General features: G+C 54.4%; 10 protein-coding genes and 1 riboswitch. Of the genes, 5 read left to right on the forward strand and 5 right to left on the reverse strand.

All coding sequences use genetic code 11. The features are described from left to right. Nucleotides 1-35: 35 nt before the first annotated feature. From PFRI_RS06135 to PFRI_RS06145, 3 genes are all read left to right on the forward strand, one after another. Nucleotides 36-680 carry a TVP38/TMEM64 family protein gene (locus PFRI_RS06135; RefSeq protein WP_240310510.1) on the forward strand — a complete coding sequence of 215 codons (645 nt, stop codon included), beginning with the start codon at nt 36-38 and terminating at the stop codon, nt 678-680. An 84-nt stretch (nt 681-764) separates the two neighbouring features. Further along, nucleotides 765-1,325 carry a ubiquinol-cytochrome c reductase iron-sulfur subunit gene (gene petA / locus PFRI_RS06140; protein WP_072629824.1) on the forward strand — a complete coding sequence of 187 codons (561 nt, stop codon included), beginning with the start codon at nt 765-767 and terminating at the stop codon, nt 1,323-1,325. 168 nt (nt 1,326-1,493) lie between these two features. After that, on the forward strand, nt 1,494-3,806 hold the full coding sequence (locus PFRI_RS06145; protein WP_245812297.1) for a heavy metal translocating P-type ATPase: 2,313 nt from the start codon (nt 1,494-1,496) through the stop codon (nt 3,804-3,806). A 160-nt stretch (nt 3,807-3,966) separates the two neighbouring features. On the opposite strand, the gene PFRI_RS06150 is transcribed toward PFRI_RS06145, so the two are convergent. The 5 genes from PFRI_RS06150 to PFRI_RS06170 form a co-directional block, all read right to left on the reverse strand. Next, complete coding sequence (locus PFRI_RS06150) at nt 3,967-6,342, reverse strand: penicillin acylase family protein (RefSeq protein ID WP_245812291.1); 2,376 nt, start codon at nt 6,340-6,342, stop codon at nt 3,967-3,969. 528 nt (nt 6,343-6,870) lie between these two features. Continuing rightward, on the reverse strand, nt 6,871-7,392 hold the full coding sequence (locus PFRI_RS06155; RefSeq protein ID WP_370399028.1) for a L,D-transpeptidase: 522 nt from the start codon (nt 7,390-7,392) through the stop codon (nt 6,871-6,873). 141 nt (nt 7,393-7,533) lie between these two features. Then, nucleotides 7,534-8,085 (reverse strand): methyltransferase family protein, encoded by a 552-nt coding sequence (locus PFRI_RS06160; protein ID WP_072629826.1) that lies wholly within the window; start codon nt 8,083-8,085, stop codon nt 7,534-7,536. Continuing rightward, a complete protein-coding gene (locus tag PFRI_RS06165; protein WP_072629827.1) occupies nt 8,082-9,002 on the reverse strand; it encodes a cation diffusion facilitator family transporter in 921 nt (306 codons plus the stop codon). Before PFRI_RS06165 ends, PFRI_RS06160 begins: the two co-directional genes overlap by 4 nt. Beyond that, nucleotides 8,992-9,762, reverse strand: coding sequence for a transglutaminase-like domain-containing protein (locus tag PFRI_RS06170; RefSeq protein WP_072629828.1), 771 nt, complete (start codon nt 9,760-9,762; stop codon nt 8,992-8,994). Before PFRI_RS06170 ends, PFRI_RS06165 begins: the two co-directional genes overlap by 11 nt. A gap of 160 nt (nt 9,763-9,922) precedes the next feature. Between PFRI_RS06170 and PFRI_RS06175 the strand changes: the two genes are divergently transcribed. Together PFRI_RS06175 and PFRI_RS06180 are read left to right on the forward strand one after the other, a co-directional pair. Next, nucleotides 9,923-11,398 carry an alkaline phosphatase gene (locus tag PFRI_RS06175; protein ID WP_072629829.1) on the forward strand — a complete coding sequence of 492 codons (1,476 nt, stop codon included), beginning with the start codon at nt 9,923-9,925 and terminating at the stop codon, nt 11,396-11,398. Nucleotides 11,399-11,651: 253 nt separating this feature from the next. After that, nucleotides 11,652-11,861, forward strand: a riboswitch (cobalamin riboswitch). A 44-nt stretch (nt 11,862-11,905) separates the two neighbouring features. Continuing rightward, nucleotides 11,906-12,586, forward strand: coding sequence for an energy-coupling factor ABC transporter permease (locus PFRI_RS06180; RefSeq protein WP_072629830.1), 681 nt, complete (start codon nt 11,906-11,908; stop codon nt 12,584-12,586). The last annotated feature ends 24 nt before the right edge of the window (nt 12,587-12,610 follow it).

Genomic DNA, 12,610 nt, shown 5'->3' on the forward strand with positions numbered 1-12,610 from the left:
GCTCTATGCGATCGGGTAACACGCATCCCCGTCACTTGGGACTAGTTCTGATCGCAGTGCTTGCGGCGCTGCTCACTGGCATGTGGGCCTTGGATTATTGGCCGAACATAACCCGGGAAACCATCGAGGGCTGGGTTGATGGTGCCGGTCCTTGGGGGCCACTTCTCATTGTTTTGCTGATGATGGGATCAATCGTTGCAAGCCCCATTCCCAGTGCCCCGATCGCCCTTGTAAGCGGAGTTGCCTATGGCCACATGGAAGGAGCCATCTATGTAGCCATCGGGTCGGAACTGGGTGCATTGTCAGCGTTCATCATCGCGCGTTACCTAGGGCGCGTCTACGTCGAGCGATGGCTAGGTAACAAGGCCGCTTATGGTTTGCTCGGGTCTCAAAATTTGCTTACTTTGACGGTGTTTGCTTCCCGACTTTTGCCCTTCATCTCGTTTGATGCAATGAGCTATGCTGCGGGCCTTAGCCGCCTTCACCTTTGGCGCTTTTTGATTGCAACACTCGCCGGAATTCTTCCCGCGAGCTTCCTGCTCGCGCATATTGGAGCAGAAGCGATGTCAGGGAGTTTCGACGCTGCTGAGTGGGTCATCGTTGGTCTCGGAGTGATGACAGCAACACCGTTGATTCTGGTGGCGATTTTGCGCCCCTCCGGCCGAAACAAAGCTTCCTGAGTTTGGATTACCGACTAGAGCAACTCCTTCACCCGCCTTGCTCAACATTGACCTTCCCACGCAGGAGGCCTCTAGAGTCGAATCATGACAGAGTTGCAAACCGAACAGCATCGCCGGGATTTTCTCTACTATGCGACTGCCGGAGCGGGAGCAGTTGCCACTGGCTCGGCAGTTTGGCCTTTGATCAATCAAATGAATCCATCTGCAGATGTTCGGGCTCTCTCAAGCATCCGGGTCGACATTTCGGATGTAGAGCCTGGAACACAACTGACAGTAAGTTGGCGGGGCAAACCGGTCTTTATCCGCCACCGAAATGAAGAAGAGATCGCTCAGGCGCGCTCCGAGGACGTGTCGTCATTGCCCGATGCAGTGGCTCGAAATCCAAATATTCCTGGTGAAGATCCGGCCACAGACGAAAATAGAGCACTGCCCGGACATGAGAATTTCTTGGTTATGATTGGTGTTTGCACACATCTCGGTTGTGTGCCCCTCGGTGATGGTGCCGGCGACTTTGGCGGCTGGTTCTGTCCATGTCATGGATCCCACTATGATACTGCGGGACGTATCCGGAAAGGGCCCGCACCAGAGAACCTTCACATTCCCACATTATCGGTTTCGGAAGGCATGATATTGACACTGGGCTAGCGGGTTTCACGGGCGGAGACCTAAAAATCTCGAACCCGATACGAATTGTTACATATGCATGCTGAGTCTGCCTTGACCTTCCAGCTACTGGAGGAGCTAGTTGTATGATCGTCTTGAATATCAAGGATTGAGACGATGAGCACGGATCAAGATCAACACCACAACACCATGCAGGCCGCGACCGCTTCGAACGCCACGACAGTGATCGATCCGGTGTGTGGCATGACCGTTGAGGTCAACGAAAATCCCCGGAATACTGAATTTGGAGGGGAGACCTTCCATTTTTGTTCAGAGAACTGTGAAACGAAGTTTCGCAGCGACCCATATTACTACGCCTCGGGACATGCGCAAAAGGCGCAAACGCATAGCAAGGCAAGTACTCAATGGACTTGCCCGATGCATCCCGAAATCCTCAGGGACGAGCCTGGCGCGTGCCCGATTTGTGGTATGGCGCTTGAGCCAATGCTCCCATCGGATGAGCCGTCCGAAGAACTCTCCGATTTCACGAAGCGCATGTGGATCAGCGCGGCAGCCGCAGTTCCGCTGGTCATCTTGACCATGGGCGAACTGGTCGGTCTGCCCGTGCGCGCGTGGATCGGTCATCAGAATGCAGTCTACATCGAATTCCTCCTCGCAACGCCGATCATTCTCTGGGCCGCGCTCCCGTTCTTCAAAAGGGGGTGGGATTCCATAACGACTCTATCTCCAAACATGTGGACGCTTATCGCGCTCGGGGTCGGAGCCGCCTACACCTATTCGCTTGCCGCGACCTTCTTGCCTGGAATTTTTCCTTCGGCGTACCAAACCGGCGAAGGCGTCGGGACTTATTACGAAGCCGCAGTTGTGATCGTCACATTGATCTTTGTCGGTCAGGTGCTTGAATTGCGTGCACGGGAACGAACGGGTGATGCAATCCGCGCCTTGCTTGATCTCGCACCGAAAACAGCCCGCCGTATTATGCCGGACGGGACCGAATACGACGCACCGCTGGAGCATATCATTGCTGGCGATACGCTACGCGTGCGACCCGGTGACAGCATCCCAGTGGACGCTGACGTGCTTGAGGGGCGTTCATCAATCGACGAAAGCATGATTACTGGAGAGCCGCTTCCCGTTGAAAAAACACAAGGGGACCGGGTCACGGGCGGGACGATCAACAAAAACGGCACGTTGATGGTGAGGGCCACGCAAGTCGGGGCGGACACAGTCCTTTCTCAGATCGTGGATATGGTCGCTGGAGCGAAACGGTCGCGCGCGCCAATTCAGGGACTAGCAGACCGTGTGTCGTCAGTATTCGTGCCAACGGTCGTTCTCATTGCGGTCACATCGTTCATCGCTTGGCTCATGTTCGGGCCAGATCCGGCACTTGCATTTGCGATAACAGTTGCAGTCTCTGTGCTTATTATCGCCTGCCCTTGCGCATTGGGTCTCGCAACACCGATCTCGATCACCACTGCTGCGGGCCGCGGGGCACAAGCGGGTGTCTTGATCAAGGATGCAGAGGCACTTGAGCGGATGGCGCGCGTCGATACGGTCATTGTTGATAAGACTGGCACCCTCACCCAAGGGCGTCCGAAGCTCACAGATTTGGTGGTCACGGGTGGGCACTCTGAAAATGATGTTCTTACCCTTGTTGCAGCCTTAGAACGAGGCTCAGAGCACCCCCTTGCGGAGGCGATTGTGGAGGGTGCACGAGAGCAAGGCCTGTCGCTTTTTGAAGCAACAAACTTCGAGGCTATCACTGGCAAAGGTGTCAGAGGTCAAGTTGACGGCCATGATGTCGCTCTCGGAAATCCAGCAATGATGGACGAAATCAATGTGGACCATTCGGTTGCTGAACATGCTGCAAATGACCTCAGGGCGTCTGGAAAGACTGCCATGTTCATAGCAGTCGATGGTAGGTTCGCCGGGATCGTGGCAGTCGCTGACCCGATCAAAGAAACCACGGCCGGAGCCATTGACGATCTTCATCGCCTCGGGCTCAGGGTCATCATGGCGACTGGTGACAATCAAAAGACGGCGGAAGCCGTCGCTTTGAAGCTTGGAATAGATGAAGTTCATGCAGGGGTTTTGCCAGAAGATAAGAAAGCCCTGGTGGAAAACTTGAGGCATGAAGGCGCCCAGATTGCCATGGCCGGAGATGGCGTAAACGATGCGCCTGCCCTAGCGGCTGCCGATGTCGGGATTGCGATGGGTACCGGTGCCGACGTTGCCGTCGAAAGCGCTGGCATCACACTATTGGGAGGCGATCTGGTAGGCATTGTCAGAGCCCGCAGGCTCGCAAAAGCAACGGTTCGAAATATCAAACAGAACCTATTTTTTGCGTTTGCCTATAACACTGCAGGTGTTCCTGTCGCGGCTGGCATTCTCTACCCCATTTTCGGGTTGCTTCTTTCGCCAATGATCGCTGCCGCAGCCATGAGCCTGTCGTCAGTATCGGTCATTGCGAATGCGCTTCGATTGCGGCGTGCCGAACTTTGACCCCTGTATGCGAAATTGTCATCAGATTCTTGAGCTTTCCACCAAGCCGCAACTCAAGAAGGACAGGTCCAATCCCGCCTTCATGGTCCAGATTGCCATTGTGCGGCACAATAGCTCTAAGTATCTGTGGTGCAGGAAAGCCGGATTGCCTTCATTTCATTCAGTTGCGCAGTGGCAGCAGACTTGTCGTTCCCACCGACCCGGCATTCACGAGTTGTCGCTCAAGATACATAGGGACATACTCTCCACGCCGCCACAATCGACCAAGATCATCGTAAAAGCGGCTGAGAAAATGGCCCGACTGTCCGGTTGATGCTATGTATACCGAACTGTTTGGATCAGAAAGGTCATAGACCCCACGGAAAGTCGATCCAAAATCAGCCTGGAACGGGTCCTCGGATGCACCCGCAGAAAATCCAAGGAAAAGAGTAGTGTCGCCGCCTGAGAACGGAAGTCGAATGTTTGACATGAAACTGAAACCTCGAGACCAACTCAGGATAGGATGATCAAGTGCGGTTTGATGGGCATCTCCCCACCTCAAAGTACTCAAATCGCCACGCCCAAATGTTTCTTCGAGCCATAACAGTGAATCGTCGAGCGCGAGGCTAGCGATCTGATCACAGGTCTCGATTTCTTCCGATTGAACTACGTCGCACCAGATTGAGGCACCATCGACATCGCGGAACACGCGCTCGAGAAAAAGTGTCTGAATGACAGGCAATCCCTCAGCCATTTTGCTCAACTCGTCGTTTATCAACCGTTGCTGGAGGGCGCGCATCCAAGCGGTATAGATCAGGGGTTCCGCCATGTGCTCGTTCATGTCGCCGTTCCAATCTGCTAGCATTTGCAGAGCATCGGCACGCCGCCGGGCAAGAGTTCCCGAGGGCGCGGGAGGCTCAGAAAACCACAAGTTCTTGGCGATGAGTGGCAATAGGCCCCTTGCGGCCGGACTGATAGTGTCTTGCTGATACTCAATGAAACCGTCCCGGGTGTGGACGTCGCGCGCCTCGAGGAGCCTCTCGAGGCGGCTTAACCTAAAATCCTTTGCGTCGGCCCTAACAATGTTGGGCGAGAGTACTTGTTGGCCAATGTTGCTATCATTTTGCGTTTGCATTCCTGAATCGTCCGCATTGCTTGGCTTCGCAACGCCTCGCGCGCGCCATTGGCTCTCCCATAACCATCCAGGAGCAGGCATGAACCCGCCAAAAACATTTCGAGGATCTCGAATTGGCCGTTCGCCTACAAACTGATTTGCGAGATTTTCCTCGTCTGCAATGATCATCGTCATAGCGGGCGCGATGAAGGATCGCATTGCCAAGAACCCTTGATCTGTACTCTTTGCAGTCATCAAACCCATGAGCGCACTTATGGAAGTGTCATTTGTGGACAGGCCGGTCCATGCCAGAGAGGCAATGTGCCCTTCTGGAATGACCGATGATAGACCGAACAAGTCAGATTGAATGATCGGACCGTTTTCGCTTCGCTCCAAGCGAATAGTCACGGGCGCTTCGCCCCGAATGCGTATGACGGAGGGGCGCGAAACGATTGGCCGGGGTCCCGCCGGTGTCAGTACCTCACGAGAGCCTGTGTCGAGTAGCTTCTCAATAAAAAGATCCTGGTCGTCAATGTTCGATGTGGTTCCAGACCATGCCAGACTGCTGTTGCGACCTGACAGTATGACCGGCAACCCAGGTATTGTCGCACCGATGACGCCACCGACTTGAAGCTCCAACCCAGCGAGGTACCAGAGCGAAGGTATGGCCAACTGAGTGTCGAAAATACCGGCAACTACCGCGTTGCCTGAAACGGTTCGGTTGCGGGTGGCAGCCCAGGCAAGCATCGACGAATTGAGATTGGGACTTCTAAGAGGCGACAATCTGCTCAGTTCAGCGGGTTCAAATCGAATGGCGCCGAGACGAGCATTCGGAAACTGGTCAAAGTACCTTGGTATGTTGCGATCATCATTGGCAAATGACGCCGGGAGAAGATCAGAAACGCGTGCGGGGGGAATGAGCATAGAGAGGCGAGCCCTCAAAACCTCTTCTTGGAATTGACCCGAGCTCTGTAACGCAAAAAGCTTGAGAATTGCGATGCTGTCCTCTGGTCTCCATGGCGCGATGGAGCTTTCAAACAGAAAGAATTCTGGTGCACCTCGCCCCAACGCACCTTTGTTGATTTCCTCAATCCACGCATTCACCCCTTCCGCATAGGCGTTGAGAGCTTCACGCGTTTTGTCGTCCTGGGCGGAAAGCGAAGAACGAGCGGCCTCGGCCAGATCAAGTCTGCGCATGAAATCGTCATAGGCCAAAGTGCTTCGTCCGAAGAGTTCAGACAAGCGTCCTTGGGCAATTCTTCTCAGAAGGGTCATTTGCCACAGCCTGTCTTGCGCGTGAGCGACTCCAAGCCCAAAAAAGACATCGGGGTCGTTCGTTCCAAAAATGTGTGGAACTGCGTAAGCGTCTCTCACGATATCGACCGGTGCCGATAGACCCTCAACATTGAAACTTGCCGTGTAGTCTGGAATTGATCGAGTCATCAGCCAAATCGCCAACGCGGTCGCAACTATTGTTATGATTGCTGCGGCGATGAACCCTCTAAGCAAAAGTCGGAATAGACGTCTCATCCGTACCATGCCCGCTGACGGTAGCTTCGCAGAACATTCGTCCTTTCAGTAAAGCGCGTACCGAAAAAGGTCGACTTCCAGTTCTTTTTATACGCGAGGTCACAGCTCCGTCTTGAAGATCGGGCGTCGGCTGGCGAGTTCAATATGGCGATTACTTCCGGTTTCGGTCTTTCCATCGCTTGCAGATCCAAAAGACACAAAACAGAGCCAAAATCACAGCGAATACAAAAGCCGCCCATGTGATGCCAATAGTGAATATGGTTGTCGTCCCGTCGCTGTCACCTTGCATCAACTTCTGCCTCCAAGAAAGAGGTAGAGCAACGTCGATCCACGGCAGTTTCTATCATGAACCCTTGGCTGTTTCGCAGTGCATAAGATCTTTGCAATACACTTGAGATTGGCGGCCAAGTCGCCCGCTGCTATCACGGGGCAATCAGTGAACTAAAAGAGTCTGACTTGGGTGCCGACTTCCGCCAGATCGAACAACTCTGCGATATGCTCGTTGTACAGCCCAATGCACCCATTGGAAGACTGACGCCCGATCTTGCGTGTGTCGCCGGTCCCGTGGACACGGTAATATTGCCAGGAAAGATAGAGCGCGTGTGTGCCGAGAGGGTTGTCCGGGCCCGGTGGCCAGTAGTCAGGCCATTCAGGATTACGCTCCTTCATCGAAGGTGTCGGTCTCCAACTCGGACCTTCCACTTTTTGAACGACCCTTGTGTATCCCCGCCGGGTCAGCTCTTCTGATTGAGGTACGCTCGACGGGTAGAGCTTGTAAATACTTTCGTCCTCAGACCAGAACTGAACGGCTCTTGAATTGATGTCGCAGAGGATCGCCCCATGCTCGAGATTATCAAAGTGGTCTTGCCATGGCTGAGCGCTGAAGGACGAGATATTCCTGCGTACCGCCGTTCCGGTCGGTTGCTCCACAGACTGGGCCTTTACCAAGGCCGGAAGTCCGATGACGGCGGCGGCTGTTGTTGACAGAAACTGCCTGCGGTTTTTAATTATTCTGCTCACAGCTTTCCTCCATTTTTTTGAGTCGTAAGACCTCTAGTAGCTAGAGGGTCAAGCGATCCGGGAATGACATTTTTGTGAAGCGATTTAGAGAAAGCGACGGGTTGAAGCCCGATACTCTTCAAATTCAGAACCGTACAGGTCCTTTAGCCACGGCTCTTCTGCGAATGGCGCGGCAATCAAAACAAGGATGGCCGCTGTTCCTACAATGAGAGCCGAGGGTGAAGACGTAAGGATCATCCATCCACCGACGATTGCCATATCCGCCATGTATTGAGGGTTTCGAGAGTAGCGATACATGCCGGTAGTCTTCAACGTGCCTTTAGCTCCACCAGTTTGCGCTATCCCGAAATGAGCGACTTCAGTCCAGACGACAAAATTGCCAAACAGAATGAGAGGTATCCCAACCCCGAACCGGAGCCAGTTGGGAAACGCCAAAATGCCCCACCCCAAGACGCCAAGCACAATGAATACGCCAAACAACGAAAACGTTGGCACCCAGACCAGAATTGGAGTGATCGCCGTGTAACGTTGGGGCGGCCAGATACGGCGCTTTGGGGAAACAATTGACCAAAGGATCGAAGCCAGTGTTGCTGCAGCAATTCCTAGACCAGAAAGAACAAGCGTAGTTTCCATCATGCTTTTGTCTGCTCGTGTCCATAGAGTTGTGCGCTCTCATGAGCATTCTCCAAGTCTTCGAATTCGAGCGTGGAGTGCCGGATGCCGAACTCTTCGGCGAGACGCGCCTTTATGGCAGCTTTGATCCCTTCGCCGGATGAGCCATCGATGGTCACTATATGGCAATCCAGCGCCGTCTCGTTCTCTTGCATCTGCCAAAGATGAACGTGGTGGACGTCATGGACCCCGTCGACGTCTCTGATTGCGGCAACAATTGCGTCATTGTCGAGGTCAGGTGGACTTCCCAGCATCAGGATGCGAACGGGGCCGCCGATTTCAGTTAGAGCGAGGTAAAGGATGTAGAGCGCGATGCCGATCGTGATCGCCGGATCGACCCACCACATATTATAGAGCAGGATGAGCGAGCCGCCGATGATCACCGCAACAGAGGCCAGTGCGTCTGACAGATTGTGCAGGAAAAGCGCCCGGATGTTCACGCTGCCCTTTTGCATCGAATACGTCAGCAGCGCTGTCAGCGTGTCGACGACCAGCGCCACTGAGCCAAGGATCACCACAGTCCAACCGGCCACTTCGGTCGGTTCGATCATGCGCATCCCGCCCTCGTAAATGAGATAGATACCGACGAGGATGAGGGTGGTGTAGTTGATCAAGGCAGCCACAACTTCAATCCGGCCATAGCCAAAAGTCATGCGCTTGTCGGCGGGTCTTCGGGATATCTTTCGGGCTGCGAACGCGATTACCAGAGACGCCATGTCTGAGAAGTTGTGCAGTGCATCCGCTATGAGAGCGAGGCTGCCAGAGAGGATGCCGCCCACAATCTGTACAACCGTCAGAAGTGCGTTGGCCCAGATAGCGATGGAGACACGGCGGTCGCCTGACGCGGGATCAATATGCGCGTGGCCGTGATCATGAGGCATGACGCGATTCCTCGTGTCTATGATTAGGCAATGCCAAGCCAGGGATCTGCGGCACGCTACCTGATCTGATCCGGCGCACGCGGGCGTTCATCCAATGGCGTATGATATGGCGATACAATATGCCCTTTACGAAGCTGAATGACTGCTGATGAGCGGCGTAGAAGTTGTCGGGCGCGTCGAAAGTACCAAAGTCCTGGGTAATACCGGTCTCTTGGATGTAGGTATCGCCCCCCGTCCACTCCACTGGCGGCGCCTGCAGGCAGTCGGTCCCTGCCCCGTAACCGCAGAGACTGTGTGAATCGGTAAATTTGGATTGCAGCGCTGATAGAAACTCCGCATCCAGAATGAATCCTTCGAGGTTTGCCCAACCCGTCTCCGTCTCCACCTCAACCCATGAGTGAATGATCTCTTCTGGAGCAATCGGATACACGAGTTCGGGCACGACGCCCCGTTGAAGCTCTTTATGAATCGTGAAGCCGTGAAGGCGGCACCGCACACTTACCGCGCGCAACAGGGCCATGAGAAGCGTGCCCTTGGTGTTGCATTGACCAAAACCGTCAGCGAGCACCTCGGCGGCCGAGATGTCGTCAGCGCGGTTGTACCCAAAGGCAATTTCATTGCGGACGAAATCGTAGACAGCGCCGATCCGGTCATGTTGAGAAAGGGCTTTCCACCCTCGGTCCTCGATCAGTTGTGCAATCGACGGGTGGTCGAAGTTCAGGATTGGGGTTGTTGCCAACAGCCGATCATTCGCGCTCATTTTATATCTCCTCGAATCGTCTACGTGAAGATGTAATTGCTACAGTCACTATAGGTTCAAGATCCAAATTTCATTTTAGTTTAGCACACGCTGTCACAAATCTGATGCTTAAGACCCGCATCTTCGCTGCAAACTCATCCTTCTTTTCAGGAGCAAAACTATGAAGACGTTAACAGCGGTATCCGCCCTTGCCATCGCGGTATCAGGCATGGCGACAGCACAAGACCTGCCGCAGGCAGAAAATGATTGGTTCGTATCCGGCCAAGAGCGTCTGGCCGAAGAGTTGGCAAAACTGCCCAATACCAACAGAGCCGTCAACATCATTTTGATGATCTCTGACGGCAACGGCGTTGGTACAAACTACGCATCGCGTCTGTTTGCAGGCCAGCAAGAGGGCGGCTTTGGTGATGAGTATGTTCAACCCCAGGAGGCCTTTCCAAACCTCGCTCTGGTCAAGACCTACAACGTTAATGCCCAGACGCCGGACAGCGCTGGAACAGGCACGGCCATGATGGCCGGGATCAAGACCAAGGCTGGCATCATCGGTGTGAATGAAAACGTGAACCGCGGCGACTGTTCGACGCTGCCGGGCAATACGGTTGCCTCCATGAACGAACTTATGAGTGAGATGGGAAAAGAAACCGGCATTGTCTCCACAGCGCGCATCACACATGCAACGCCGGCCTCGGCCTATGCAAAGACAGTGGACCGCAATTTCGAGGCGTCAGTGCCTGAAGGTTGCGACACCCAGACTGACATTGCGACGCAGCTGATCGAGGCCATGCGTTCCGGGATGATCGACGTCGCTATGGGCGGCGGCATGCGCAACTTTCATGGTGACGAAGGCGGGCGCCGCGAAGACGGGGTCAATCTGATGGACGTAGCCCAAAGCGAACTAGGCGCTCATTTGGCGACCGATCAGGCGTCTTTCGAAAACACCCCTTTGGATGGGACCCCGATCCTCGGGCTGTTTGAAAGCAGCCACATGATGTACGAAGCTGACCGCGAAGACGAACCCAGCCTGGCCGACATGACCGGTGCGGCCATCCAGGCGCTTCAGGCAAAATCGGGGGACAATGGCTACTTTCTTCAGGTCGAAGCGGGTCGCGTGGACCATGCCAACCACGGCGGTAACCTTGCACGCGCGGTACGTGACCAAAAGGCGTTCTCCGACGCCGTCGCGATCGCTGATGAACTGACGGACGATGCCGACACCCTGATCATCGTGACGGCTGATCATGAACATGCGCTGGCCTTCAATGGTTATTGCGGGCGTGGGTCGGACATCCTTGGCCTGTGCATGGGCATCGACGGCGAAGGCGTGGCGCATACCGGGGAGCCCGAATTGGGAGCCGACAATAAGCCGTTCACCGTCGCAGGCTACCTGAACGGTGCGGGATCGGTTCTGACGGAACAAGCGGATGGTTCTTTCTTTGGTACGCGACCGGTGCTCACCGAAGAGGCCGCGACAGACCTGGACTATTTGCAGCAGGCGGTGGTTCCCAAGTCCTCCGAAACCCATTCGGGTGAGGATGTCGCCGCCTATGCCAAAGGCCCGTGGGCACACCTTGTCGATGGCACAATTGAACAGAACATGATTTTTCACATCATGAACTATGCCGCGACGGCCGAATAATCTGATTTGGTCTGATCACGACATCCCCAAGAGTTCCGCTCTTGGGGATGTTTTGCTTTTTCGGATGGAGACCAGGGAGATCCGTCCTGGGCTTAGTTTTTCTCGGAAAGTTGAAGAGATGAGTTGATGTAACTAGCTGTTTGATGGAGTAGTTTTGTGTTATCTCGCATCATACTTGGGCAAAATTTGGTTGCCACAGCGACTACACACCAACTGCATTCTACAAACCATCTTGACTCGGGCAGGCCGAGGATATCAGGTGCTCGGACTTGGTCCCAAAGCCGATTTGCGGCGGCGGGGTAAATGGGAACGCGGTAGGGACATCAAGTCCTGTCCTGATCCGAGACTGCCCACGCAACTGTGAGCGTTAGCTGCATTCCGAATACCACTGGAGAGATCCGGGAAGGTGAAATTGCAGCGATGAAGCGCGAGTCAGGAAACCTGCCAAGTACACTGTAACGCCTCTATGGAGGCATCTTGCACGATGGGTGCAGAAGGAACGAAATTATGCATATCGAACCTGGCGTCGTGGACGGCGCAAAAATTGTACTGGGGACTGCGACCGGTGTTGCTTCGGTTGGGATCGTCGCCAAGCTCGCTGTTGATCACGTGAAGCAGAACGGCAACATCTTAGCTTTGGCCGGACGCTCCGCTGCGGCAAGCGCGATGGTGCTAGGATTCTTTGAATTTCTGCCGCATCCACCTGTTGGCGTGTCAGAAGTACATTTGATACTTGGAACCACACTTTTCCTGATCCTCGGCACAGTTCCAACAGCTATTGGTCTGATCTTTGGTCTTGTAGCGCAAAGCTTCCTGTTTTCACCTTCCGACATTCCGCAATTGGGAATGAACCTGACCACGCTTATTCTGCCAGTTTTGGCAATGACCGCATTGGCACGAAGGATTATCCCGGCCGACACGCCGTACACCGAGGTTTCCTACACTCAAGCAGCAAAGCTATCTGCGGTGTTCCAAGGTGGCATTGTGGCGTGGGTGGCCTTCTGGGTTTTCTACGGACAGGGCTTTACCGCGGAGACCTTGGCAAACGCGGGAGCATTCGCGTCGGTCTACATCATCGTTGTTTTGCTTGAACCCATCATTGACCTTGGTGCTCTGGCTTTGGCAAAGACATTCCGGAGGTTCGAGAAAACAGGCCTTCCGCACGCCCGGCTCTATCAACCCGCCTAAGGTAAAAGCAGCCATGTACGACCG

Origin of the sequence: Planktotalea frisia (assembly GCF_001890925.1) — a bacterium.
Classification (GTDB): Bacteria; Pseudomonadota; Alphaproteobacteria; order Rhodobacterales; family Rhodobacteraceae; genus Planktotalea; species Planktotalea frisia.